Annotated in this window: 27 protein-coding genes and 6 pseudogenes; 1 reads left to right on the forward strand and 32 read right to left on the reverse strand. The window is 35.0% G+C overall.

Translation table 11 applies throughout. From position 1 onward, the window contains the following. Nucleotides 1-81: 81 nt before the first annotated feature. A complete protein-coding gene (locus MKY13_RS13540; RefSeq protein ID WP_339213312.1) occupies nucleotides 82-402 on the reverse strand; it encodes a DUF6572 domain-containing protein in 321 nt (106 codons plus the stop codon). Between the two features lie 129 nt (nucleotides 403-531). On the opposite strand from MKY13_RS13540, the gene MKY13_RS13545 reads away from it, so the two are divergent. Further along, nucleotides 532-1,661 (forward strand): IS3 family transposase gene (locus MKY13_RS13545; RefSeq protein WP_339212252.1). Its coding sequence is split into 2 segments (ribosomal slippage): nucleotides 532-778 and nucleotides 778-1,661, totalling 1,131 coding nucleotides; the frame shifts between segments, so codons are not numbered across the junction. A 12-nt stretch (nucleotides 1,662-1,673) separates the two neighbouring features. Here MKY13_RS13545 and MKY13_RS13550 read toward each other — a convergent pair. The 31 genes and pseudogenes from MKY13_RS13550 to essC form a co-directional block, all read right to left on the reverse strand. Beyond that, the gene (locus MKY13_RS13550; protein WP_339213314.1) at nucleotides 1,674-2,114 is read right to left on the reverse strand and encodes a toxin; all 441 of its coding nucleotides are present in this window, start codon (nucleotides 2,112-2,114) and stop codon (nucleotides 1,674-1,676) included. Between the two features lie 165 nt (nucleotides 2,115-2,279). Further along, a complete protein-coding gene (locus MKY13_RS13555; protein ID WP_339213316.1) occupies nucleotides 2,280-2,822 on the reverse strand; it encodes a T6SS immunity protein Tdi1 domain-containing protein in 543 nt (180 codons plus the stop codon). 12 nt (nucleotides 2,823-2,834) lie between these two features. After that, nucleotides 2,835-2,957 (reverse strand): annotated as a pseudogene (locus tag MKY13_RS13560) (polymorphic toxin type 15 domain-containing protein); the annotation flags it as partial. 91 nt (nucleotides 2,958-3,048) lie between these two features. Further along, a complete protein-coding gene (locus MKY13_RS13565) occupies nucleotides 3,049-3,474 on the reverse strand; it encodes an SMI1/KNR4 family protein (RefSeq protein ID WP_339213318.1) in 426 nt (141 codons plus the stop codon). Nucleotides 3,475-3,570: 96 nt separating this feature from the next. Next, nucleotides 3,571-3,786: a hypothetical protein gene (locus tag MKY13_RS13570; RefSeq protein ID WP_339213320.1), complete on the reverse strand. Its 216-nt coding sequence runs from the start codon at nucleotides 3,784-3,786 to the stop codon at nucleotides 3,571-3,573. 42 nt (nucleotides 3,787-3,828) lie between these two features. Next, nucleotides 3,829-4,077 carry a hypothetical protein gene (locus MKY13_RS13575; RefSeq protein WP_339213322.1) on the reverse strand — a complete coding sequence of 83 codons (249 nt, stop codon included), beginning with the start codon at nucleotides 4,075-4,077 and terminating at the stop codon, nucleotides 3,829-3,831. 178 nt (nucleotides 4,078-4,255) lie between these two features. Beyond that, nucleotides 4,256-4,537: pseudogene (locus MKY13_RS13580) on the reverse strand (SMI1/KNR4 family protein); the annotation flags it as partial. Nucleotide 4,538: 1 nt separating this feature from the next. Then, nucleotides 4,539-4,628, reverse strand: a pseudogene (locus MKY13_RS13585) (recombinase family protein); the annotation flags it as partial. Between the two features lie 619 nt (nucleotides 4,629-5,247). After that, nucleotides 5,248-5,670: a hypothetical protein gene (locus tag MKY13_RS13590; protein ID WP_339213324.1), complete on the reverse strand. Its 423-nt coding sequence runs from the start codon at nucleotides 5,668-5,670 to the stop codon at nucleotides 5,248-5,250. A 3-nt stretch (nucleotides 5,671-5,673) separates the two neighbouring features. Then, the gene (locus MKY13_RS13595; RefSeq protein ID WP_339213326.1) at nucleotides 5,674-6,696 is read right to left on the reverse strand and encodes a hypothetical protein; all 1,023 of its coding nucleotides are present in this window, start codon (nucleotides 6,694-6,696) and stop codon (nucleotides 5,674-5,676) included. Between the two features lie 12 nt (nucleotides 6,697-6,708). After that, nucleotides 6,709-7,236 (reverse strand): annotated as a pseudogene (locus MKY13_RS13600) (T6SS immunity protein Tdi1 domain-containing protein). Nucleotides 7,237-7,345: 109 nt separating this feature from the next. Then, nucleotides 7,346-7,834: a DUF2247 family protein gene (locus MKY13_RS13605; RefSeq protein WP_339213328.1), complete on the reverse strand. Its 489-nt coding sequence runs from the start codon at nucleotides 7,832-7,834 to the stop codon at nucleotides 7,346-7,348. Between the two features lie 12 nt (nucleotides 7,835-7,846). After that, nucleotides 7,847-8,416, reverse strand: a complete 570-nt coding sequence (locus MKY13_RS13610; RefSeq protein WP_339213330.1) for a hypothetical protein — start codon at nucleotides 8,414-8,416, stop codon at nucleotides 7,847-7,849. Between the two features lie 15 nt (nucleotides 8,417-8,431). Continuing rightward, the gene (locus MKY13_RS13615; protein WP_339213332.1) at nucleotides 8,432-8,938 is read right to left on the reverse strand and encodes a DNA polymerase III; all 507 of its coding nucleotides are present in this window, start codon (nucleotides 8,936-8,938) and stop codon (nucleotides 8,432-8,434) included. A gap of 610 nt (nucleotides 8,939-9,548) precedes the next feature. Beyond that, nucleotides 9,549-9,797 carry a hypothetical protein gene (locus tag MKY13_RS13620; RefSeq protein ID WP_339213334.1) on the reverse strand — a complete coding sequence of 83 codons (249 nt, stop codon included), beginning with the start codon at nucleotides 9,795-9,797 and terminating at the stop codon, nucleotides 9,549-9,551. A gap of 182 nt (nucleotides 9,798-9,979) precedes the next feature. Further along, nucleotides 9,980-10,534, reverse strand: coding sequence for a T6SS immunity protein Tdi1 domain-containing protein (locus MKY13_RS13625; protein WP_339213336.1), 555 nt, complete (start codon nucleotides 10,532-10,534; stop codon nucleotides 9,980-9,982). Nucleotides 10,535-10,613: 79 nt separating this feature from the next. Further along, nucleotides 10,614-11,027, reverse strand: coding sequence for a hypothetical protein (locus tag MKY13_RS13630; RefSeq protein WP_339213338.1), 414 nt, complete (start codon nucleotides 11,025-11,027; stop codon nucleotides 10,614-10,616). Between the two features lie 11 nt (nucleotides 11,028-11,038). Then, complete coding sequence (locus tag MKY13_RS13635; RefSeq protein WP_339213340.1) at nucleotides 11,039-11,305, reverse strand: hypothetical protein; 267 nt, start codon at nucleotides 11,303-11,305, stop codon at nucleotides 11,039-11,041. Continuing rightward, entirely contained in the window at nucleotides 11,274-12,017 is a 744-nt protein-coding gene (locus MKY13_RS13640; RefSeq protein WP_339213342.1) for a hypothetical protein, read from the reverse strand. The genes MKY13_RS13635 and MKY13_RS13640 overlap by 32 nt, the downstream gene beginning before the upstream one ends. Nucleotides 12,018-12,029: 12 nt before the next feature. After that, nucleotides 12,030-12,448, reverse strand: a pseudogene (locus MKY13_RS13645) (T6SS immunity protein Tdi1 domain-containing protein). A 141-nt stretch (nucleotides 12,449-12,589) separates the two neighbouring features. Further along, nucleotides 12,590-13,047, reverse strand: a pseudogene (locus MKY13_RS13650) (DUF2247 family protein). Nucleotides 13,048-13,314: 267 nt separating this feature from the next. Then, on the reverse strand, nucleotides 13,315-13,731 hold the full coding sequence (locus MKY13_RS13655) for an SMI1/KNR4 family protein (RefSeq protein WP_339213344.1): 417 nt from the start codon (nucleotides 13,729-13,731) through the stop codon (nucleotides 13,315-13,317). Between the two features lie 15 nt (nucleotides 13,732-13,746). After that, nucleotides 13,747-15,390, reverse strand: a complete 1,644-nt coding sequence (locus MKY13_RS13660; protein ID WP_339213346.1) for a T7SS effector LXG polymorphic toxin — start codon at nucleotides 15,388-15,390, stop codon at nucleotides 13,747-13,749. Nucleotides 15,391-15,445: 55 nt separating this feature from the next. After that, nucleotides 15,446-15,895 (reverse strand): DUF5085 family protein, encoded by a 450-nt coding sequence (locus MKY13_RS13665; RefSeq protein WP_191700667.1) that lies wholly within the window; start codon nucleotides 15,893-15,895, stop codon nucleotides 15,446-15,448. After that, on the reverse strand, nucleotides 15,892-16,341 hold the full coding sequence (locus tag MKY13_RS13670) for a biotin carboxylase (protein ID WP_191700473.1): 450 nt from the start codon (nucleotides 16,339-16,341) through the stop codon (nucleotides 15,892-15,894). The genes MKY13_RS13665 and MKY13_RS13670 overlap by 4 nt, the downstream gene beginning before the upstream one ends. Before the next feature lie 13 nt (nucleotides 16,342-16,354). Next, complete coding sequence (locus MKY13_RS13675) at nucleotides 16,355-17,140, reverse strand: ABC transporter ATPase (RefSeq protein WP_339213349.1); 786 nt, start codon at nucleotides 17,138-17,140, stop codon at nucleotides 16,355-16,357. A 19-nt stretch (nucleotides 17,141-17,159) separates the two neighbouring features. Next, a complete protein-coding gene (locus MKY13_RS13680; RefSeq protein WP_339213351.1) occupies nucleotides 17,160-18,731 on the reverse strand; it encodes an LXG domain-containing protein in 1,572 nt (523 codons plus the stop codon). After that, the gene (locus tag MKY13_RS13685; RefSeq protein ID WP_191702800.1) at nucleotides 18,731-19,033 is read right to left on the reverse strand and encodes a YwqI/YxiC family protein; all 303 of its coding nucleotides are present in this window, start codon (nucleotides 19,031-19,033) and stop codon (nucleotides 18,731-18,733) included. The genes MKY13_RS13680 and MKY13_RS13685 overlap by 1 nt, the downstream gene beginning before the upstream one ends. Nucleotides 19,034-19,082: 49 nt before the next feature. Beyond that, nucleotides 19,083-19,604: a type VII secretion protein EssA gene (gene essA / locus MKY13_RS13690; protein WP_339213354.1), complete on the reverse strand. Its 522-nt coding sequence runs from the start codon at nucleotides 19,602-19,604 to the stop codon at nucleotides 19,083-19,085. Beyond that, entirely contained in the window at nucleotides 19,594-22,317 is a 2,724-nt protein-coding gene (gene esaA, locus MKY13_RS13695; RefSeq protein ID WP_339213355.1) for a type VII secretion protein EsaA, read from the reverse strand. Before esaA ends, essA begins: the two co-directional genes overlap by 11 nt. Before the next feature lie 17 nt (nucleotides 22,318-22,334). Continuing rightward, nucleotides 22,335-26,807 (reverse strand): type VII secretion protein EssC, encoded by a 4,473-nt coding sequence (essC, locus tag MKY13_RS13700; protein ID WP_339213356.1) that lies wholly within the window; start codon nucleotides 26,805-26,807, stop codon nucleotides 22,335-22,337. Nucleotides 26,808-26,849: the final 42 nt, after the last annotated feature.

Here is a 26,849-nt window from a genome sequence, read left to right on the forward strand (position 1 = left end):
TCATGCTTTATATTAGTCAATATGATTTTCTCGTGTTCTTGGTTCTTTTGATTTTTGCTCATGCCTCTTGCTCCATCCATTTTAAACGTCACTATTTACCAATTGAATATTATACTCTCTTAATTGAGTATTAATCACCTCGAAAAATTTTAAGTAATTCTCGGTTGCTTTATATTTAAACCTTACATCAATAACATAATATTCAAAAACTCTGTCTGGATAGTTATCTGAATACTGATTTGATTCAATAAAGCCTATATATGCATTAATTTTATCTTGCAAAAGAGTTAAATGTTCCGATTCATTTTTCCAATCCAAATGATCTGCAAGCATCAATATCAAGCCTTCTCCGTCCTTGCTGATACCCATAGCATCAATCTTATTAGTTTCTAATATAGACATAATGTTCTCCTCTCTAATCCGGTCTGATAATCTCAACTTTTGTAGGAGATATGAATAGGCTACACTAAGTTGGACAGATAAAATAAGGGATTGTAAACTTAGACTATCAATTAAAGGGAGCGTGCTATTATGACACGTCAACGTCGAACATTTACACCCGAATTTAAACTGCAATTAGTGAAGCTTTATGAAAACGGTAAGTCTCGTGCAGACATTGCCCGAGAATATGATATTACGCCTTCTGCGTTAGATCGCTGGATTAAGAATCACCAGGAAACAGGTTCGTTTTCAGCGAAGGATAATCGAACAGAAGAAGAAAATGAAATGGCTCGATTACGCAAGGAAAACCAACGTTTATTAATGGAGAACGATATTTTAAAGCAAGCGGCGCTGATCATGGGACGAAAATAAATGTGATTCGTAATAACACTCACAAGTATTCGGTATCAGCAATGTGTGCCGTCCTAGATATTCCAACAAGCACGTATTATTACCATGCCGACCTTTCTGGGAAGCGTGAAAAGAAAGTTGAAGAAATAGCACTTACAAAGGAAATCGCAAGTATCTTTAAAGAAAGCCGCAATAATTACGGTACACGTAAAATCAAGAAAGAATTAATGAGATTATCTAAACCAAAACAGGTTTCCCGTCGTCGAATTGGACGGATTATGAATGAACTAGGGCTTGTTTCAAACTATACTGTAGCTCAATTTAAGCCATATAAATCAAGCTGTAACGAAGCACCTGTTAAGAACGAATTGAAACGCGAATTCAATCAAGAAGAACAGTTAGCTGTCATTGTCAGCGATTTAACATATGTCCGTGTCGGAAAAAAGTGGCACTATGTATGCCTATTTGTCGACCTGTTTAATCGTGAAATCATAGGTTACAGTGCTGGTAAAAATAAATCAGCAGAGCTTGTATATCAAGCAATCTCGAGCATTCAGGCCAACCTGCATGACGTCAAAATGTTTCATACGGATCGTGGAAAAGAGTTCGATAACAAACTAATTTCAGAGGCACTTGAAACGTTTGGAATCCAGCGATCACTGAGCATGAAGGGATGTCCTTATGATAACGCCGTGGCTGAAGCAACATTCAAGGTATTTAAAACAGAATTCGCTAATCAAGCCCACTTCACCTCTCTTGAACAGCTCGCTCTTGAACTTGGAGATTACGTCCATTGGTTTAACAACTTACGAATTCACGGAACACTTGGCTATTTAACGCCTGTGGAATTCAAGCTGCAACCCTTATAATTTTTGTCCAGTTTAGTGTTGACATTCCAATATAGGAGTACCACCTTTAAAGTTTCCTTTTCCTACTACGTTGCCCCCACCACTTTGTAGTTCAGGGAATCCTTTTACTTGATTTTTAGTTAATGGTGCTGTAGTTGATGATTTATATTCTTGAATTACTATATTACCAGTGGATTTATCAGTACCTATTGCATCAACTCTAATTTTTGTCCCTTGATTTGTTTTTATAGTTACTTGTTCTACTATATAATCTGCAGTTTTCTCAAACTCTAGTAATTGTGCTTCTTCAAAAGCTCTTCCTTTCGCCCGATTCTGAGCTAATATATCAGCCTTCTTACGACGCTCAACATCTTCACCCCTAGGCTTACCAACAACCTCATCTACATCACTCTTCTTAACAACCTCACCCACGTTACTATCAACAATTTTATCAATCGCTTTCGGGATTTTCAAAACTTTTCCTACTGGAATGAAGGACGCTAACGCAATCCCTTTATCAAGACCCGAAGCATTTGCAAATGTACCAAAAATAGAAATTACTAAGGAAAGATTAAAACACCTGATTCCAAATTAGGTAATCAAGTGTTTATTGTTAATTCTATAACATACTCCCGAATATTACTGAATTGGTCCCATAAATTCAGTAATAATAAGAATATGCTCCTTCATTTTGACTTTTTTTAGATTCTCTACTTTTTCTGCTCCACCTAAACCTAATAGAGGGGTATAACCGAAGCAATCTTCATAAAATAGTTCTCCCCAATGATCCACAGCTTCAGGATATGGTTTCCACTTTAAATACTCATTCCGAAATTTTTCTGAATCCACACTTTTGAAAAAATACAAAAAGTTTGGCATAACTGTTTTAAGTACTCCATATCTAAAATTAAGCAATCTTACATAACCGTCAGCCCATAATACTAAATCTCCCATACCAGTAGCAAATAACACTATAGAATCCTTATATCTTTGACTACACTCTTGTAAAATATCAATGTACTCTTCTGGGTTAACACTTTTAAAATATCCTTGCATAAATGTTCCAAATCCATATTCCTGCCACAAGTCTATTATTTCTTTTGGAACAAGGTTTTTATATTTTTCTATTATTTCTTTAGGAACTTTACTGTGTGTCTTAAAATCATTTAATGTTTTCTCCATAAAAAAATCTCCTTAGTATGTCAGTTTAACATTTAAATAGGTACTTTTTAGTTGCTCAGGTGGCATATTTTTTGCCATTCCCCTTATTTGTTCATCAACAATATCAATTCTATATCTCCATTGGGAACCTATTGAAGGGGCGTTACTACTACTGCATTAAACTTATGAGTTTGTTCTGGTCCGTTAATTGATTCATAAGTATCCCCCGGATTAACCTTATTGTTTTTTACCAATTATCAATTCCTTCTTGAAATATGTCTATTAAATAGTCATCAAATGTATTATATCGCGGGTGTAAATCTATCCCTCCCCTTTCCAAACTATATATTCTGTCATCATTAATATCTGCACAATACATACATCTAGCAAATTCTCCCGAGTCCTCTAAAACAATTAAGTTCATGCCCAACCCTAATTTTCTCCATCTCTCTGTTGCATCAACTACAGATGCTCCTAAATTACCCTGAACACCTTCAAGCTCAACTCCACATATTCCTCCCGAACCATATTTTTTTATAAAATTGCGATAACTTAGAGGGAATTTAACTTTAAGTTTTTCTTCAGCCTTATTAATATATTCTTCTGATATTTCTCCAAAAAAATCATCTTCTTCACCATAATTTTCGATCATCTTTATAATTCTTTCATCCATAAATTAACTCACTCCTATTCGACTTTCCTAGTGCCTTCGGATTATTAGGTACATAATTTTTATCAATCTCAATTTAGTAAACTCTTCTGGATACATCTACTTCCTTTCCACTAACTTTAACTGTTCCAATATTAAAAAATCCAACAAACCTTTTCCGACTTTTGTAGCGCCACTTCCGACGTCTCCTAGGAAATTAAGAAAACCATTCCCCTCATCTTTCACATTATCTACTGTTGTGGCTGTAGCGGAAAGCTCTTTTGCGACTTCTTTTTCTTTTTGCTTCATAAATGAAACGAAATTTGTTGAAACCATCGCACCGCTGAGACCGAAAGTACCTAAAGGCTGCTGACTATTTTAATAAAGACCAGGGAGTGTGTATGGATTCGCTCCTCCGATTCCTCCAAAATTTAATAGTGGATTCATATTAATTACTTGATCCAACGATTGCGTACGATAGGCCAGTGCAATCATTAACGGATTCTGACTAGCGAATGATTGCCATTGTTCTGCCGGGAAGTTAACATCGGTATGAATATTGAAAACATAAAAAAGCACTCGTCGCCTAATATAGACTATCAAGTGCTCATAGTTAACTGAATCCATAAATTCATAAAGTAGCTGTACTCCAACTTGTTTATAAAAATTAACCTTATTTCTCTTCTTCCCCCACTATAATTTTCATAGCTTTTTTTATTCTTGTTATATAATTTCTTGATGGTACAACCAACAAGAGTTTTTGATTTTCTTTAATTTCATTTATAATTCTTGCTAATTATCTATCTTAAAAATCTTCTTCCCAAGCTTCTTTTGCATCAAATAACCTTTGTGATAAAAACTCATAAAAATTTTCTGCCGAATTATAGTCATCAAGGCCTCCTTGCTTATTCCACGCTATTACTGGGCATTCATTATTATTCTCCACATTGCTTGTATCCAAACAATAAGCATATTCATCTATATCTTCAATAACTACTAAATTCTCACTCATTCCTAAATCCCTATAACGCTTCGTTTCTATAACAACAGTAGCAATATTAGACTTAGCCACTCCTAAAATATCTACGTGCTTTAATTTCCTCTTCTTGATATTTCAAGCTAAATCCATCTCTTGGCTGCCCTTGAGTTGAGATTCGTATATACCCAACAACGTTCAACTTTTCACCCTCCCGTTAAATAAATTGTAATTTTGGTAACGCTTTTTTAACGAATAGCGAGTATTATACGACCGTCTTTAGTAAAAATACAACCCAAAATGCAAAGGCAATAAAACAACTCTCTTTCACTTTACCCATTGTTTATCGTCACAAGCTTTGTCGTTCTCGTTAGTTTGTTATCCAATCCTTGTCATAACTACCCATGCTATGTAAAATGTCATCTCACCAAATTCTCACACTTCTTCCTAGCCATGTATTAAAATAAAACGCCTTGATGGTACTACCATCATGAGCTCTCGATTCTCAAACGAATCATTTTCTTATTGTCTCACTCAAATATCAGCTGATTTAGTATAAATTAAAGTAAAAAACCTTGAAAGGCATTTGCGCCAATCAAGGTTCTCATATTTTTCCTTATGAAAGTCCCCAAACACTTAACTCATAAAAATATTCCGTTCGTTCAATACAAACCAAAATTAAAATCTTCTGCAATTAGGAGAAAATCTCCATATCTAACTGAAAACTTTGTTAACTCAATAATTTCATTTAAGTGACTAAATACTTCATTAACATTAACCAACACTGCTTCTATTTTATTTTCTCTAAAAAACGTAACAGACTATTTAAATTTTTCCAAACTATAATACGGATTAGAGATATTCTCGCCTACTTCATCTATTGTTTCCTGTATTTCATCTAGGATTGATTTATCTATATCCTTATACTGTTCCAGTGATTCTTTTATTTTATTAAAGCAAATTTCTAGACCGAGATTTACTACAATAGAAAGAATAATATCTACTTCATCATAGGAATCTGTATTCCATAATTTAGAGAGAGTTCTATCAATATCATTTCTTATATCACTTCTTAATAACTCGTATGTCATAACTTGCCTGTCTGTAAGTTGATTAAGTATTAATAAAAAATCATTTTTTTCAATTTTATTATTTCTAAATTGATCTAATACATTTTGAAACAATGATATTAGTGTTTCACTTGGTATTCTATCAGGTAGATTCTTAATTTCATTTATATCCATATTTTATTTCCCTTCTATCGGGATATGAACCTCATTTAAAGATTGATTTTTTGTCCATGTTCCATCTGATTTTAGCTGTTTATTTCCGATTTTTATCTGTGCAGTCCATCTTGAACCTGATGCTGATCCTGGATATTTGCTTGCCGCTACAGGGTCTGGAGAATGCCATCTAATTATAGCCTTTTGTCCATCGGCAAGTGTAAATTCATACTTTGCACCATCAGTAATAGTATCGGTTGGTTTAAATGAATTTGGAATATTCGAAGGAATCATTGATTCCAGATTAGACATACTAACTTCTCCATTTTTCAGTAGATTTTGAGCAGTATGTCTGGCCTGATCTCTGGTCTTATTTCCGATATTACCCGTACCCTTACCAACAACCTCATCTACATCATTCTTCTTAACAACCTCACCCACGTTACTATCTACAATCTTATCAATTGCTTTCGGGATTTTCAAAACTTTTCCTACTGGAATGAAGGATGCTAACGCAATTCCTTTATCAAGACCCGAAGCATTTTTATCAGTGAGCGTGTTCACATCGTCCAATAGTAAGAAATCCAATAAACCTTTTCCGATTTTGGTAGCGCCACTTCCGACGTCTCCTAGGAAATTAAGAAAACCATTCCCCTCATCTTTCACATCATCTACTTTTGTGGCTGTAGCGGAAAGCTCTTTTGCGACTTCTTTTTCTTTTTGCTTCATAAATGATACAAAATTCGTAGATACCATCGCACCACTCAGACCGAAAGTATCTAAAGGCTGTTGACCGTTTTGATAAAGACCAGGGAGGGTATACGGATTCGCTCCTCCGATTCCTCCAGGATTAAATAGTGGATTCATATTAATCACTTGATCCAACGATTGCGTACGACTTGCCAGTGCAATCATTAACGGATTCTGGCTAGCGAATGACTGCCATTGTTCTGCCGGGAAGTTAACATCGGTATGAATATTGAAAACATAAAAAAGCACTCGTCGCCTAATATAGACAATCAAGTGCTCATAGTTAACTCTAACCATATTTCCTGTACATTACTGAACTGGACCCATAAATTCAGTAGTAATAAGAATATGTTCCTTCAATTTGACTTTTTTTAAATTCTCTACTTTTTCTGCTCCACCTAAACCTAATAGAGGGGTGTAGCCAAAGCACTCATCATAATCCAACTCACCATATTGTTTAAGAGCTTCGGGATAAGGTTGCCAAGACAAATCTTCATCTTTAAATTCCAAGTCATTAATATTTTGAAAGAAAAATTCAAATGTAAACATAATTGTCTTTACCACACCATACCTGTAATTAAGTAGTCTAACATATCCATCTGACCAAATAACTAGATCACCCATACCTGTAGCAAACAACACAACTGAATCCTTGTATCCTTGACTGCTCTCCCCCTAAATTTCTTTAAATTCCTCTGGATTTACACTTTTAAAATACCCTTGCATAAATGTACCAAATCCATAATTACTCCATAAATCTATAATTTCATTTGGTACCAGTTTCGTATATTTTATAATCATTTCACTCGGAACTTTTTTATACGATTTAAAATCTATTAAATATTTTTCCGTTTAAACTCCTTAAACTAATAAATTTTTACTCCAAGGAAACAAACAAAATGCTTTAAGTGCACCTTGAAAACGAAAATTCTTCCATATTTAAATTTCAAGAATATGAGCTAACTAAATCTTTCTCTAATTTTAAAAATTCTTCAAACCTTTTTACCATATCTGCTATTGTAGTTGGGACTTCTTGAGGCATATAATTTATGAAACTCACCATATCTTCTGGATAATGATGACTTTCATAAAACTCGGCTATTTTATTTAATAATTCATTATCTTCTTTACACTCTTCTTTTATTTTAGATAAACAAACAAATCGAAGTTTTCTATTCTCAGCTATTAAAAATGCGCTATTTTCATCTAATTGTGGGAAATAAATGTCCTTTATCTCCAACATCACTTTATTTAAATCTTCAATAGATATTCCCCATGCAAGTTCATTAACAAACTCATTATCATCACCATTTTCCATCAACTCTACCGCATAGTCAGAAATAGCCTTTTTACTGAAGTAATTTTCATTGATTCCTACAAAAATAGTTTTCCAATCATATTTAATATTTCTATTTTTTAAATCTGTTAAGTTCATATTTCTCATAACCTACTTTTTTGGAATTTGATTTGGTTTACCAGTTATTTCTCCATTTTCTATGAACCTCCTGTGGGTCACATTACCGTTTGGCTCTACAATCCATTCAAACACACCTTTTTTTCCATTATTACTTCCTATTATTTGATATAGTTCCCTCTCAACTTGGTCCCCACCAACTAATGGAAACTCCTTTGCAAATCTTGAATAATTATCGATAACATCAGAAAAACCATGTTCCTTTGCTACATGGGGGAATTCCCTCACTATAATAGGTTTCCCTTTTTCATCTCTTCCCCAAACTGGCTTTAATTCGTCAACCTTCTTCCCACTTCCAACTCGTTTTCCATCTAAAACCGATCCTTCAAGTTCTTCTATTACTTTAGAATTAACTTTGCTGACTTCTTGACCAACTGTACCCTTCCCAACAACCTCATCAACTTCACTCTTTTTAACAACCTCGTCCACGTTACTATCTACAATCTTATCAATTGCTTTCGGGATTTTCAAAACTTTTCCTATTGGGATGAAGGATGCTAACGCAGCCCTCCATAAAAAGAAACCTTGAAAGGCATTAGCCAATCAAGGTATATAAGTCTATTCTTCACATAGTTGAATAATTTCTTTGGGAACAGATTCAAAAATTAATACTTCTGGCTTTGGATAAGACCTCTTTATTAAATAGTCTTCAAGTGTCATCATACTTTTCCAATATAGTTTTAGCCAATATTCAATAGTTTCTCCAGTATCAATATTTAAAGCTTCCTCATCAAAGTCTTTCAAATCCTCATAGAATGCTTGGTCATAGATTGAAAGGGAAATATCACCATCAAATACTAAGATTTTATCCGTAAATATAGGAAAGCCAAAAGATTTTGAAAAACGATTGGTTATATCAACACCTATTGCTTCTTTAAAGTTAAGCCAGGCAGGAGCATTGGAGGGTTTTAATAGTTCTGTTATCTCAAATTTTACTCTACCACCATTACTATATCTATTATTAGACTTAGTAGAATATTTAATGCCACCATTCATGACTTCTTCCAGCGAAACATGATGTTCATGATTTTCAGGTAAATATGCATGATACAACATATTACTCAAGTATTTCACCTACTTAATAGTTATTTTCTTGGAACATATGGGACATGTGAGCTTCTGGTTGGATCAACAAGATTTTCAAATACCCTATGACTCCCTGTCGGTGTATCAGGTGTACTGATATTTCAGTCAAATTCTTTATAATACTTAGTTATTTTGTTTGGATTTGGATTGTTAGGATTTGGCCAGTTTGAATAAACTTTATCAGGATTAGTCATTGTTTCTTGCCTTAACTTGGCTACATACACATCTTCACCATATTGTGACCTATTAGGAGTAGATGGTCTACTTGGCCCAAACATATGTTTTTCAGAATGTGGGTTAACAAAGTCTTTAGAATTGCTACCACCACCTGGTTTGGTAGGAACTGGAGCATCACCCTTCCCAACAACCTCATCAACATCACTCTTCTAACAACCGCACCCGCATTACTATCCACAATTTTATCAATCGTTTTCGGGATTTTCAAAACTTTTCCTACTGGAATGAAGGATGCTAACGCAATACCTTTATCAAGACCCGAAGCATTTTTATCGGCTAGCGTGTTCACGTCGTCCAATAGTAAGAAATCCAACAAACCTTTTCCGACTTTTGTAGCGCCATTTCCGACGTCTCATAGGAAATTAAGAAAACCATTCCCCTCATCTTTCACATCATCTACTGTTGTGGATGTAGCGGAAAGCTCTTTTGCGATTTCTTTTTCTTTTTGCTTCATAAATGAAACGAAATTTGTTGAAACCATCGCACCGCTGAGACCGAAAGTAACTAAAGGCTGCTGACCATTTTGATAAAGACCAGGGAGTGTATACGGATTCGCTCCTCCGATTCCTCCAAGATTTAATAGTGGATTCATATTATTCACTTAATCCAACGATTGCGTTCGATAGGCCAGTTCAATCATTAACGGATTCTGACTAGCGAATGACTGCCATTGTTCTGCCGGGAAGTGAACATCGGTATAAATATTGAAAACATAAAAAGCACTCGTCGCCTAATATAGACAATCAAGTGCTTATAGTTAACTCTAACCATATTTCCTGTACATTACTGCACTGGACCCATAAATTCAGTAATAATACGAATATGTTCCTTCAATTTGACTTTTTTTAGATTCTCTACTTTTTCTGCTCCACCTAAACATAGCAAAGGTGTATAGCCAAAGCAATCATCATACTCTGGTTCATTATATTTTTCTATTGCTTCTGGATAAGGAAGCCAATCTAAAGCCTTCTGTCTAAAAGCCTCTTCCTCTAAAAATCTTAGAAACAAGGAGTATTTTGAAGCTACAACTTTTGTTTTACCTTTTCGGTAATTTATTGTTACAATATAGGATTCTTGATTTTCATCCTTTTCAAAAAGTATTAGATCACCTATGGATGTACTGAAAATAGGTATTGTCCCTTTACTTCTTAAATAAGACTCATTTACTAAAGAGCTAAATTCATCAGGGTTAATTATTTTTAAGTATCCATTCATTATTGTACCATACCCATATGATTTCCATACTTCAATTAAAGCTTCTGGGAGCATATTCTTATATTTATTAATTGTATATTCCTCAACTTCACTTACTTTTTTAAAATCTTTAAATAAGCTCAAATTACACCCTCCTCTGATATGGCAGCATAGCAATTAAATAGACAGGGCTAGCTCCAATAACTAAAGGTTTTAATCATACTTACTCCTCTACCCCTGAATAAGGATTACCAATGTTTCCATCTAATTCATTTATTGTTTCCTCTATTATTTCCTTAACATTAATACTTAGACTTGTACTATCTATTTCCTTTAATGTTTGAAAACTATTTGAGAGTCCAAGATATGCAATTATTGACGTTACATTATCCATTAACTCATAAGAATTTGGGTCTAATATTTCTTGAACTATCGAATCTACCTTATCTTTAATTTTTTCATCCAAAAATTTATAGGTATGCCATTGTCTTTCTGCTAATTGATATATAGCTTCAGACAAATCAATCTTACTTCTATCCCCATTATTTTCGTAATAATCAATAACCTGTTCAAAATACATTTTTAGTATTTCCTCAGATAAATAATCGGGTAACTCATCAAATTTAGAAAAATCCATTCTTAATTCTCCTACTCAATTGGAATATGTGTTAAATTATTCGGCTTTTTATAAAGGTTACCATCCTGTCCTAGAAGTTTTTTCCCTATTTTTATTTGGGCAGTCCACATATTCCCTGAATTACTATCAGGGTACAGTTGTTTTGCATTTAAATCTGGTGAATGCCATTTTACTTCTATCTTTTGCCCGTCTATTTCAAAATTATATTTATATCCTTCAGTTATAGTTTCACTCGGTTTAAATGTATTAGGTATGTCGTTTGGTATTATTGACTTCAAAATCAACTGGAATTTTCCCATTTTTCACAAAATTACTTGTATCTACAAGAGCATTACCTTTACCAACTACCTCATCTACATCACTCTTCTTAACAACCTCACCCACGTTACTATCTACAATCTTATCAATTGCTTTCGGGATTTTCAAAACTTTTCCTATCGGGATGAAGGATGCTAACGCAATACCTTTATCAAGGCCCGAAGCATTTTTATCAGCGAGCGTGTTCACATCGTCCAATATTAAGAAATCCAACAAACCTTTTCCGACTTTTGTAGCGCCACTTCCGACGTCTCCGAGGAAATTAAGAAAACCATTCTCCTCTTCTTTCACATTATCTACTGTTGTGGCTGTAGTGGAAAGCTCTTTTGCGACTTTTTTATTTTGTTGCTTCATAAATGAAACGAAATTTGTTGAAACCATCGCACCGCTTAGCCCGAAAGTACCTAAAGGCTGCTGACCATTTTGATAAAGACCAGGGAGGGTATATGGATTCGCTCCTCCGATTCCTCCAGGATTAAATAGTGGATTCATATTAATCACTTGATCCAACGATTGCGTACGATAAGCCAATGTAATCATTAACGGATTCTGACTAGCGAATGACTGCCATTGTTCTGCCGGGAAGTTAACATCGGTCTGAATATTGAAAACATAAAAAAGCACTCGTCGCCTAATATAGACAATCAAGTGCTCATAGTTAACTCTAACCATATTTCCTGTACATTACTGAACTGGACCCATAAATTCAGTAATAATAAGAATATGTTCCTTCAATTTGACTTTTTTTAAATTCTCTACTTTTTCTGCTCCACCTAAACCTAATAGAGGAGTGTAGCCAAAGCACTCATCATAATCCAACTCACCATAAAGAAAAATTCAAATGTAAACATAATTGTCTTTACCACACCATACCTGTAATTAAGTAGTCTAACATATCCATCTGACCAAATAACTAGATCACCAATACCTGTAGCAAACAATACAACTGAATCCTTGTATCTTTGACTACTCTCCCCCTAAATTTCTTTAATTTCCTCTGAATTTACACTTTTAAAATACCCTTGCATAAATGTACCAAATCCATAATTACTCCATAAATCTATAAATTCATTTGGTACCAGTTTCGTATATTTTATAATCATTTCACTCGGAACTTTTTTATACGATTTAAAATCTATTAAATATTTTTCCGTTTAAACTCCTTAAACCAATAAATTTTCACTCCAAGGAAACAAAATGCTTTAAGTGCACCTTGAAAACGAAAATTCTTCCATATTTAAATTTCAAGAATATGAGCTAACTAAATCTTTCTCTAATTTTAAAAATTCTTCAAACCTTTTTACCATATCTGCTATTGTAGTTGGGACTTCTTGAGGCATATAATTTATGAAACTCACCATGTCTTCTGGGTAATGATGACTTTCATAAAACTCGGCTATTTTATTTAATAATTCATTATCTTCTTTACACTCTTCTTTTATTTTAGATAAACAAACAAATCGAAGTTTTCTATTCTCAGCTATTAAAAATGCGCTATTTTCATCTAATTGTGGGAAATAAATGTCCTTTATCTCCAACATCACTTTATTTAAATCTTCAATAGATATTCCCCATGTAAGTTCATTAACAAACTCATTTTCATCACCATTTTCCATCAACTCTACCGCATAGTCAGAAATAGCATTTTTACTGAAGTAATTTTCATCGATTCCTACAAAAATAGTTTTCCAATCATATTAATATTTCTATTTTTTAAATCTGTTAAGTTTACATTCCTTTGGAAAAATTAAAGCACCTGATTCCTAATAAGGCAATCAAGTGCTTGTTGTTAATTCTATAAAATACTCCTGCCGTTCTCGTGTGAAATATAAATCGAGTAATATATACCTTGGTTTTCTATATTGTTCATTATAACCAATACCATATGTCAGCTAACTATCATGAGATTAATTATAAAAGGAAAAGAAAAACTCGACAAGGTACGAGCACCTGATTAAGGTTTAGTGAATTATTTTGAGAACTGTTCTACTAAAAATGTGTAGAAATTTTCATATTCATATATTCCATCCTCATCATCTTGCTCCCAGTCTATAACAGGACATTCATTGTTGTCTAACCTTGAAGTATCAAGACAATAAACACCAGATCCGTAGTTCTGTATTACAACGAACTCCATTGGTAAACCATATTCTCTCCATTCTTCCGTTTCTCTTACACAAGTTGGCACCTCGCGAAGTCCACCTCCAAAGATCTCTATCCCAAAAACTCCTCCAGTTCCATATTCTTGCAAAAACCACTTATAACTTTCCGGCAATTTCACATTAAGTCTTTCCTCAATGTCACTTATTTTACTCTCCTCTAAAGCCCCAACAAAAAACTTTTTAGGTGCGTTATTTATTAATTCAATGACTGCCTCTTTATTCAAAGCTATCATCCTTCCTTATTTATTTGGATCCTTAAGAAGTTCATCTGACCGCCATTTCCAATACTCTCCCCGAAAATCATTATATTTTTGATCTAAGTCTGGGTCACTCCTAAAACTACGTTTTTTTCTCATTTTCCTTTCTCTTCTAATCTCTGAAATTTCATCTATAGATTTATTAGCATGTGAAGCTATTTTATCAATAGGCTTAACCCTTTTAAATTTATTTTTTTCTAAAAGTCCATGAAGAATTCGATAGTTTTTCTGATGTACTGTTTGATGAATCTCTAACATTGGTCCAGGTTCCTGTTGTAGTATATGATGCAAATTGATAGCTTTACCATCCTTACCTAAAGGTGCCCATCCCATTTGAGCCCTCTCTAAATTCGTAAGACCTTTATCAGGATCAACCATGTTCCAATCAATATCATTCCTTTGATAAACCCTTCTTCCTTGATATTCTACAGGAGAATACACCTTACTTCTGAATTCAAAATTTTTAGCTTTACTAGTACCCTTACCAACAACCTCGTCCACGTTACTATCTACAATTTTATCAATCGCTTTCGGGATTTTCAAAACTTTTCCTACTGGAATGAAGGATGCTAACGCAATTCCTTTATCAAGACCCGAAGCATTTTTATCAGTGAGCGTGTTCACATCGTCCAATATTAAGAAATCCAACAAACCTTTTCCGACTTTTGTAGCGCCACTTCCAACGTCTCCTAGGAAATTAAGAAAACCATTCCCCTCATCTTTCACATCATCTACTGTTGTGGCTGTAGCGGAAAGCTCTTTTGCGATTTCTTTTTCTTTTTGCTTCATAAATGAAACGAAATTTGTTGAAACCATTGCACCGCTTAGCCCGAAAGTACCTAAAGGCTGTTGACCGGTTAGATAAAGACCCGAAAGTGTGTAAGGATTCGCTCCTCCGATTCCTCCAGGATTAAATAATGGATTCATATTAATCACTTGATCCAACGATTGCGTACGATAGGCCAGTGCAATCATTAACGGATTCTGACTAGCGAATGACTGCCATTGTTCTGCCGGGAAGTTAACATCTGTTACCCCTTCTGTCATCATCGTTTCTATGTTGGTAATCCATGTTTTCATATGCATCAGGTCTGTTTGAATTGTCGTTAATGCATCGGTTTGGGACACGTCAAATTCAATGAGTTTTTCAACGGTTTCGTCCCGATGTCGTTTCGCGTCATGTACACCCAGATGGACTTCACTATCATCCAGTTTTGGCAAGTTCACGATATCTGACACTTGGTCCATGATATTATTGGCTTCGTCTGTTAGCTCTTCTGTCACTTGTTTGGCTCGATTTAAGCCTTGCTCGATTTCGCCTTCCAATGCTGCTTGGCGAATAAAGCCTGATGAATCCGGTTCAAGCGATGAAAGGGCTGTTTTCATCTCTTGAAGAACACTCGTAAAGCTATTTTTAAAGGTATTGAAAAATGTGAGGAATGGCAAATGGCAACTCTCGTAATATGCACGTAATGCTTCTCCACCTTGACCTTTTAGCGATTCTTCTAATTGTGTGAGACCTTGAACAGCACTTTCAATTTGTTTCATTTCACTTTCCAGGCGGGTTAACTGACTAACAGTTCTTTCAAGTCCTTGCTGAAACTCATTTACATCCAATACCTTCAATTTATCACCATCTTTTTAATAGTTCCATCTAAATTGGCCAACCATTAATTATTAATTACCTTACTCCTACACTCATTTCCGCATATACTGTACCAGAATGGCTGCGCTTGTACTCCACAAAGATTGGGCTACTTTGATTAAAATTATTTTTTTGTAAGTGTTCCACTAGCTCCCAGTACTTCTCCTGAGACTGCGCATCAAATTCGTTCGTAATCCTTGTCATAAGCATGCGATTGACTGAAAAATAGCTTCTAAAATTGACATCTTCAGCAGCTTTCAAATCCGAAACATTACTTTCCTCTATAGAACGGAATATTTCAGCTGTCATTACAGGAGCAGTAGGGTCACTAATAATAGAAAAGAACATCGTGTCTTGAATATGAAAACCATTGTTTGAGAGAATTTGATCAAAATCCGCAAAAGCCAGATCAATTTCTTCTGGCACAAAGTTATAATATTTAGAAGCTACATTCCGGTAAGAAATTTGGTGATTTTCTACAATCATTTCACTTCGCTCCATTCTTTTAACGGGACGTATAAATCAATTAAATATTCTCCGTAAACATCCAATAGTACGCAAATGAATGAATTATCTACTGATATATTCTCAGTTGCTGCATAACTTTTGATTTTCTGGATAGCTGTACTAAAATCTTCCTCTTCCTGTGCCTGGCGCATTAATAGCGCTTTTTCTATACTAAATTGGTGGATATATTCAAAATCTGTAATACCTTCTTCAAATTCCACGGCATCATTTATCGGTAAATAATATGTGAACAGGCCTTCATTATCTTTTTCTTCTTCATAGGAAAAAAATACAGGACCATTTTGATACACTTCATGATTTAATGGGAAATCTTCTAAAATCTTAATCCCTTCTAGCCAATTTTCTTTTTTATCTCTTACTTGAAATGTAATTAAATGATCGAAATGTAAGCTGCGAATATCCATTAAATCCAGCCTCCTAATTATGTTTAACTTTTCTATTATTTTTAGCTACTCTTTCCGTGTACAAATAGCCACTTATATCAAAATTAAAGCTTTTAAAACGAATTTTACAATAAAGAATAACGAGCTGTTCGGGCAAGACAAAAATCAATGTGTAAAAAAGACCAAATGGTAAAAAAACAAACATTACTGTATCAAAGAAATCATAAGATCCCATTTTCATTACGTATTGGATAATAAAAACAAGACTAATACTGCCGATTATTGCAATAGGGATATAAGATTTCGTTTCAAATTTCCCGCGCATTTCATCACTTTTAGATCCTTTGCGATAATAACCTTTCTGAAGGAGTATATAAAATCGAATAAACGTTGCGAGAAATAATAATACACCGATCGTAAGTGTAATCCATGTTAAGTTAACTAGAGATTCAACTGTTGCATCATCACTTTCTCCTAGATAAAAAAGCGCAGATAGGTAGAAAAAAACGGTGAAATTTTGAGTGACTATAATAGATAAGAAATACTGTACCTTCTCCTCTCTTTTAAAAACAGCTGGTATCGCAAAAACAACGGATAATAAAATTAAAATTGCTGTCAACCACATATGGATTGTTTGAATACTTTCGAAATTTGGATAGATTGTGTACTTACCAGCAACATAATAAGTAAGATAAAATACCAATGCCTGTATGAACATACCTAATATCAACACAGTAGCTAATGAATTTGGGCTTTGTCTACCAGATTCCAGCGGTCCTCTTAATACAGCGAAATCTTCTTCTGATAGTTTTTTTAACATGAGGTGAAGCCTCCTATTTTTAACGGAACCAGCCCTTTATTTTATCCATGGCCGATTCCCCTGTTTCTTTATCTTTTTTATTTAACAAACCATTGATAAATATACCAGCTGTAACACCAATTGCAGTCCCAACACCGGGAATAGGAACAGCTGCAGTGAAAAGTGCAACACTGGCAGCCTGAACCGCACCGCCGACTGCTGTATCTATCGCTGTATCTCTTATGGCACTCTTATGCAGGTCTCCGCCTGATAACCCGGCATCTTTCGCATTATGATAGTTAGCATAATAGTTGAATCCGGCTGAAATGGGCGCTAATCCTTTTGTAATTCCTTTTGTAAAACCATTCGTGAAGATACCTTTCACATCTACAATATCTTTAAATGATTTCCCGGCACCCGCCGCTGCTGCCTTACCGACAGTTTTTGCCTTTTCAGTAATACTTGCTTTATCATTCCAGTACTTAAGGGAAGAGTGGTCCTTTAATGCGGCTTCTCCCACTTTTGACCAGCCGGATTGCCCCTTCTTTTGTGTGCCGAATTTTAAAATTGCACTGTTATTAGCTTGCTGCTGATGGTGTTGCGGCTTCCATGGTTTGTCCCCTTTTGGTAGTTTATAATTTAGCTCTCTTAACGCTCTTGCATCTGGAGTAACCCTCAAATAGTGAAGTGCCTCTTTACTAGCACGTAAACGGTAAGCAGGTCGACCAGTACGTGTATCACGTACTAACTCCATTTTCAAACCACCCTTTTTACCCGCCATAAACATTCCAAAGCTTTCAACTGCTCCATTTAAAGCCGTATTAAATCTCCTAAAATTACCTGTGTCTTCCTTATATCCCATAATTGTTTCATCAGCTGATGAGACATTACCGGTCTTTTCTACCGGTGCCCCTTCTGTTACTCCATCTAATGGGTTGGTTCTACTCGTTAACCCCGTAAGAAGCGCTGTCGTTGAAGCATACTGTGCCCAAAGCTCTTTAGGGAAATTCACATCTGTTAAGCCTTCCGCTATCATCGTTTCCAAATCTTTAATCCATGTATTCATTGCTAAAAAGTCACTCTCAACAGCTGTCAGAGCGGACGTTTGGCTATTGTCAAATGTATTTAGATCTTCTACTGTTGTATCGCGATGCTTTTTTGCTACCTGAATTTCATTATGAACTTCGGAATCATTTAATTGCGGAAGCGATACAATATCTGAAACGCTACCTATTATTGTATTTGTTTCATTTGTTAGGCTTTCTGTAATTTGTTTTGCATTGTTCAAGCCTTGCTCCACATTATTTTCAAGGAATGATTGTTGAATATAACCATTACGATCAGGTTCTAGGCTATCAAGTGCTGACTGCATTTGCGTAAGAATATCCTGGAAATTGCCTTTAACTAAATAGAAAAATTGCAAAAAGGGCACATGACAGTCCTGATAATATGCTCGTATTGCACTGCCGCCTTGCCCCTTTAATGATTCCTCAAGCTGAATTAGCTCTTGAAGGGATGTTTCAACTGTTTTCATTTCTGTCTCAAGTCTTGTTAGCATAGTTAGATTTCGTGAAATACCACTGTGGAAATTACTCGAATCTAGTATTTTCATTAATCTATTAGCCTCCTCGGACCAGAAACGGTGCCATTAATATTCGTCGAAATACGTTGATCCTGCTCCTTCATATATTGAACAGAATTTCTTGTAGTCTGAATATTATTTTGCAGCACCGCTTGGTAACTTGTTAAGATTTGCTCTAATTGTATAGAGAGCTCGTTTAACTTTGTTACTACATCTAATGTATTTCCTTCAATTGGAAGTTCTGCAGTAGGCTTAAGTGATGAAGCTGCATTTTCAATCACAGATAGCTGTTCTTCTACATCCGCATAGACGATTTTCACTTCATTTGACAAATGTACTCTCTCCTTTCTAATGGAATCTAGACATTACTCCTACCATTTCTTATTTTTTCTCACTTTGCACCATTTTAGGTACAAGCCAAATTAGCACAACTAAAATACTTACTATTAATATACCAATATAAATAATTCGTAAATTTTTACTTTTACTTTGGTTAATGGTCGTTGCATTTGAAACTTTTTCTTTAGCAGCATTTAATTCGCTTGAGAATAATTGATATTTTGTTGATTCGTAAGCAATTGTTTTACGGTTTTCAAAGTTATTAATAAAGAGTTCTTCCTTTATTTTTTCATTGGAGTTTTTATCCTTTGGCAGGAAATCCAGTTTTTTTTGCTCTTCTCGAATATTTTTGCGAATCTCTAATAAAGCCTCATTATGAAGGTATTCCTTATTATGTTTAAACTCTTTTTCTTTATATTCGTTTGGATTCAATTTATACAGGTCGGTAGATGCATAGACAGTCATTCCAACTTTTAAATCCAACGGGAAGCTGGTTTCAAATATGAATCCAGCTCCCCAAATTAGAGATAAACTAAAGAAACCAACTATTACCTTACATTTCATACATAGGTTCCTCGTCTTGTTCATTGGAACGGTTTTTGATTTTCCCTGCGATATACGGTATTAATGCAGACACTCCAATAATCACCAATAGAACGATACTTGCAGGGATAATTAATGATTCCGGACCGTATTGAATCGATAAATAAACTTTTGACATCGGATCTTCATAATCTAGATTCGAAGCTAACAATGTCAACATTGGTGTTACGAAAAACGCGATCACTGCCACACTTACAAACCAACCGATTAAAGGTCCAATCGAGAAGCTTGCAAAAATAATTGTCGATACAGCAGCTAATAATAAAATAGTGAAAATCGTCCACTCGATTGTTCCTGTTTCATTTAGAGAATAAATTTCCATGCCGTAAATACTTATAATCAACCCGACGATTAAGTTTAATAAAGAGAATAACGCGATACGTACGCCCGGTTTGTTATTGTTGAAATAGTAGCAGAAGTAGCCGATTAATAAACTACTAATTAATACAATGACAAGTACGATGACTGGCGGTACTTTATTCTCTTCTACCGTTGCATTTAAGCTAGTAGATGTAAGCGGTGTTGATAAATGATCATATATATGCCCATTTCTTTGTCCATCCACAAACGCATTATTTAATACGTTATGAATATCATTTCGGTATTTTTCTGTTGTACTAACGTTATCATTCCACTTATTATTTAGTTCATTTGTATCTGCGTTTACATTAGCTGCTTTTGCATATAAATCATTTGTAACGAGCATGATGTTATCTTGATTATCCATAATGCTGTTCATTGAGTTACTCATTGCTGTTAAGTTTTGAATAATACTATGTTGATTTGAAACTAATGCATTGCCGTCTGCAGGTGGTACTGAAAATACTGTGGAACCCGATATAAATGAATCCAAGCTTTTCTGCATATTGTTAGCACTTGTCTCAACAGCCTGTATTTGTGATGAAATTGCCTCATAGTCAGAGTCAACTTTTGCCGTATACTCTGTAAAGAAAGATTTAACATCTTCCTCTAAACTTACTAACTGTTCCTGGGAATCCGGAACCCCTTGTTGTAATTCATTTAGAATGCTTGAACCTTCATTGTTCATAACTAAAAGGTTATTTACACTTAAATTTGTCTTTAAAATGGTTTCGTATTGCGCTAATGCCCCGTAATATTCCATGAGCATTGCTGTATTGTTACTATCAATAGTTTTAGAGAAAACACTTTTTAGCCTTTCCTTTTTCGCCCCATTCATCAATGGTGAATTCATAATTTCAGATTCTTTCCTCTTTACTTCTTCTACAATTGTGAATTCATTTATTTCAGGCTTCAGCTCATCTCCTTTGGCGTCTTCCTGAGATTCTTGAGACTCGATTAACTCCTCTTGCAGTTGTCTTTCTTGCTGTTGAATTTGATTAATATTTGATTCAATTACAGCAATCTGAGAAGACAGCTGTGAAAGTTGATCATTTACAGCTAGAACTTCTTTATTAGTATTTTCATCATTTATTTCAGATGTATTTCCCGAAGCAATGACTACTTCTTCTTTCACTGAATTAATATTTTGAATTAAGCTTATTAATTTATCTCTTTCAGAATCTAATGCTGCAATTTTAGAGGATGCGATAAATTGGCGCGTATTGTTTTTTACTTCTCCACTTTTTCTAGCCTGTATTGGTTGTACTTGACTAGGTGAACTAGTATTTAGCTGATCTTTTAACGTAATTAATTGATTTTCATATTGAACAAGTAATTCGCCTTCCACTTGATTTAAAAGGTCGATAATTTCCTCTCTCTGTTTAACGACCTGGCTAGTTAAGTTGTTTACACTCTCCTTATTTTTTGCCAGTTGTTCTTCAAGCATTTGGACGTTCTCATTAATGCTATCGTTGTGATCAATCAAATAATTTTTTGTTTCATTATATCGAGGTTCCTGATCATTTTTCATAAAGACTACTGAAAGCAAACTTTCCTGCTGTAGTGGCTGTAATAGCTGTTGTTGGGTCGTATGATATTCTTTGTAGTCATTTACATAAGATACAAATTGGGATAATAGCACTTCAAATTCTCCAGCTTCCTGAATACTTCCATCGATTGGAGTCCCACTTACAGTTGAAGCTAGATTTTCTAGCATTTGTTTTTGACTTTCAATATCCCCTACTACGCTCGCTAAATTTGGACGGTAAAATTCCGATATTGTATTTAAAAATTCTATTTCCTTTTGCAAAATCGTATCAAACTCATTACGGACCTTCTCTAAATCTTGAGATACATAACTCCAGTAAAGAGTAGCGATTTTCCCGTTGACACGTGCAGTCGCTTTATCAATTTCACGTAAAACTTTCTCACGATTTGCTGCATTTAATTGACCGCCAACTGTATATTTAAATTCAGCCTTAACTGGTTGTTGTTCCTCATATGTCATAATATTTTTTGAAAAATTCGATGGAATATAGACGATTGCATCGTAATCTTGACCAGCCAACCCTTTTTCAGCAGCGCTACGACTCACAACAGACCAGTTAAAGTCAGAGTCTGTCGTGAGAACAGTCGCTACCTCTTTTCCGAATTCCAGTGCATTTTCTTCCTTTTCTGCACCTGTATCTTCATTTACAACAGCGATATTTTTCGTTCCATTTGATTCATCAAAAAACGGATTTTCACCTATTGCAAAGAAATAAATAATCGGGGCTCCGATAATCAAAATCATGACGATTGCAATTTTTAACATTAACCTCTTTTGAGACGTCATGAGTATATCTTCCTTTCAACATCACATAGTGGGAGTTGTATTTTGATTTCTTTGTTATTTAAAACGTAATAACCAAACCCTGCCTGAATCTCTTCTTCTTTACGATCATAAGGAAGTGTGAACAATGTTTGATCGGACTTCTTCATTAATAAGACTGCTTGTCTAATTTGTTTAACCTCAGCCGACAGCGAATCATAGCCTTTCAAAATATCTGACGCATTGCCTGTAACGATAACGTTAAATCCTAAATAACTAGCATTCTTCATCAGTTTTAAAATATGTTCTTGTAATCTAGTATCCATAGCTGCGTTGAATCGTGCAAAGTCATCTATTACAAATAATATTGGCTCAAAATTGAGTTCTGATCGATCACTGAAATTTGTATTAGTGTAGGTCATTTCGCGCGCCGCTAGTTCTTCTTCAATTGCGCTCAACCATTGCTCAACTTGATCCTTTCCTTCTAGTTGTGTCACCAACTCATTCTCTGTTAACGTAGCCAAGCCTCTGTCGAAAGAATCATATACAGCAATGTGTCCTAATCCCTTTTGTATAGCGGTCGTTATAAGTAGCTTTAATACATTTGTTTTTCCTTTTTGCGCTTGTCCGATTATTAAGCAGTGCTTATTTGTTAATAGATTAATTGCGACAGGTTGAACAAATTCTTCGTCCAATCCAATTGGTAGAAATTGTGGTTGCCCTTCCAGACGGACATACTCAGAAAACTTCGTTAATGTTAAATCATTAGGAAGCATTGGAATAGGCTGTGGCGCAGCATACTCGTGGTACTTGGCCTTTAATGATTTAACTGTTTCTTTTACTGCTTCAAGCATTTCAAAATCATTTGCCCCATTAGCCGGCAGGAATATTTGAGAGAAATGTACTTCATCCTTCTTTATGATGGCTCTTCCAGGAATTGTTTCAGGAGCTAGATTTGTTTTACCCAGGACTGAATACGCCTCACTGTGGTCCATTAAGTAATGAACTATTTTCGTTTTTAAGTTGTTCATTACTGCTTGGCGAATCGCTGATATACGAGTCGCAGTAAAAATCATATAAATTCCTAATGATTGTCCATCCCTTACAAATTGATTGAAATTTGTTTCGAAATCGGGCATTTCATCTTTTATAAAGTCAAAATTTTCTACAGCAACAAAAATTAACGGAAGCTTTTTCTCTGCAACACTGTTATATAATTTAATGTTACCAACTTCCAACTGTTGCAATAGCTGTTTTCTCCGGATAATCTCTTCCCGGATCATTCTCATAAACTTTTCCATTTTCCGCTTTTCTTCCATTAAGAAGAAATCCGCAGTATGAGGAAGTTGTTTTAATGGAAGCAATGATCCATTCCCAAAGTCCATTAAATAATAATGCACTTCTTCGGGACTATAGTTCTGTGCGATAGTTAATAGTAACGTAAGCACTGTCGTAGATTTACCATAACCGCTTGAACCGAATATACCGATATTTCCATCTTCCATCACTTGATAGTAATAAGGCGTTTGTTTTTGTTTTTCCGGTTCATCGACTAAAGCGATCGCAATTTGATATCGCTCCTCCGAATTGTAGGTATTATTATAAATTCTATCTTCAAGCGGTGATAACCATGGACTTCTAAGCTTTTTGACGCCTAATATATTTTGTGTTTCTTCAATTTTCGAAACAACCGCTTCAATTTCGGAAATCGACTTCTGCTTATTTTCCTTCGCTGCTATATTCGATAAAGGAATGAGCCCCAAATCGGTTACAATAGCTATTTCGTCTTCACCACCAGAATGTTCTGAAAGATAAGGTGCTCCACTCCAGGCCGACTGGAACAAATCATACACTTCATTATTTCCCACTTGTAAATAACCTCTACCTGTAACAGTGATTGATGCAGCATCCGTATTTTTAAGTATTTCTTTACTGTCCGTCGCATCCTGAACTTTTAAGGCTATTTTAAAGCGTGCATTACTCCAGATTTGATCATCGATAACGCCACCTGGCTTTTGAGTAGCTAATATAAGGTGAACCCCTAAGCTTCTTCCGATCCGGGCTGCACTAACTAGTTCGCGAATAAAGTCAGGCTCTTCATTTTTTAATTCCGCAAACTCATCAGAGATTAAAAATAAATGAGGTAGCGGCTCTTCTGCGAGTTGTTGTTTGTATAAATCCGTGTAATCGTTAATATGCGTTACATTATAACGGTCAAACAGAAGCTGACGGCGTTTTAATTCACTTCGAATGGAAGCAAGCGCACGATTTGTAAAGTTTACACTTCCCTCTATATTTGTTATCGTCCCTAAAAGATGCGGTAATTTTTTAAACGGTTGTGCCATTCCCCCGCCTTTATAGTCAATTAGTAAAAATGCTACTTCATGCGGGTGGAAATGAACGGATAATGATAAAATGTACGATTGTAAAAATTCACTTTTCCCTGAACCCGTAGTACCAGCAAGTAAACCATGGGGTCCATGAGCTTTTTCATGCAGATTCAGGTAAACAAGATCATCTTTGCCTTTAAGCCCAATTGGTACAGCTAAAGATTGGGAAGATTTATTCTCCATCCATTTATGTGCGATATTTAATTCTTCTACTTCTCTTACACTCATCATTTCAAGGAATGTTACACTATCTGGTATGGAGTTTGTCATACCCGTTTGATGATTTAAGGTACGTAACATCCGTGAAAAGCGTTCATTGTTTTCCTTTTGGTGACTATCTAATGTAAACGGTATATTTACCGCTTTTTTGTTCTGAATTAAAATATCGCCCTCCGTATCATTTAAGTACCGGACGAGTGTGTATATGTTGTCAGATAAGCTTTCCTTTGCATCAGTTGCAGTTATGACAGAAATATTTAAATGAGTATGGTCGCCTTCCAAGTACTCTAAAATGACGTGGTCTGAGATGAGCTGTTGATTTGTAACAATAAACACCAAATGTGGAGTAAATTGAATTTGCTCTTTTTCTTCTTTCAGATCACGATCACGAACCATTTCATAAATGGAGGAAAGCAGCTGATCCCTCGTTTTTTCGTTATAAATGAGTCCCCTTGCATACATATTAGGTATATTAAAATGCGGCAACCACTTCATCCATTCAAACTGAGCATAATCTTCTTCATCAAAAATAAAAATAAAACGGAGATCATGATAACTATGAAAAAAGGCGAGTTGACCAATTAGCTGTTGTATTTCCTTTTTTACTACTCGATCCTTACCAATTAATCCAATCGGTCCTTTCGCTAAATTTGCGATAACTGGCATATCAGCGATTTCTTTATACACTTTTTCAAGTTTCTGAGACTGCTCGATTAAATTATCCATTTCGCGATTGGCCATATCATTTGAATTTAATGAAATGGAAAAGCTCGACGGAACAATACCAGTTCCTAATCGAAACTGAAGAAAATCCTCACTTTCTACAGATCGTTCCCAAATTCGATCGGATATTTGATTTGTTAAATACTTCATCCGTTCAAACGTAGGAAAGTGAAATTCCATTGTGAACTTCTGTTTATCTGCCAGCTCCTGAAGTTCATGGCGTTTGTTCTCAAGATAAGCTGTGTACACACGGATTCGCTTTTCTTTTTTTCTTTTTTCGTTGCTGCGATCTTTAAAATATTGTACTGATGATGTAATTAATGTCATAACGAACATAACCATCGTAATTAGAATAAAAATTCCACGAGGTTGAATAACGGCTACAATTCCCATAACAATCAACATTACAAGCGGCGGTAAAATTATTATCCACAACCCTCTACCTGAAGGATCATTTTCTTGCGAAGGAAAAGAAAGTGTTACTTTTTCACTCGGAAGCTCATATACCATCCTTGGAGTCCTTCTATAAATTGGATACTTTTTTTTCATTTCTGAAGCAGGTTCGATAATATTGGAAAGCGTTGAATCGAAGTTTTCAAAACTGCTAATTTCGAGTACGTCCTCTTCCAAAAGTCGAATAATCAAAAAAGGTGTGAATATAATATCCCCAATTTGTATTTCCTTACTTGCAAACTTTCTTTGACCATTTATATATAGGTGATTCTCATTCGATATTTCGAGGAGCCATTTTTTCTCCGCTCTTATTAGTGAGAACGACTGCGTATTTCCGTAATTTTCTTCCCAGAAAATATCTGCTTCTTCAAACTTAGTTGAAAACAGAATTTCCTGTCTATTTCCAATGAAATAAGTATTGCTGTTTGTTACGGCTAAAAAGAGAATGATTTTCAATTTTTTATTGCTGTTTTCATCTTGCCATTCAAAAAATTGCTTCGGATTTACTTTGCCAAGCAGTTTTTCATGCTGTTTTACTGTAAAGCCAAAGGAATCTTCGGTAATCAGTAGTGAGCCATTTGTAAATGGTAAGTTTTGAATCGTCACTGTATGCGATGAATCGGGACCAACTGTAACGGTTTTACTTTTCAACTGATCCAGTTGTATCGCTTGGTAATAGTTATCATAAAAAAACAAAAGCGTACTCATTAAATCACCTTCTAATAGGGACTTTTACTACTAAATAGATTA

The organism is Solibacillus sp. FSL W8-0372 (genome assembly GCF_037969735.1).
GTDB classification, from domain to species: Bacteria; Bacillota; Bacilli; order Bacillales_A; family Planococcaceae; genus Solibacillus; species Solibacillus faecavium.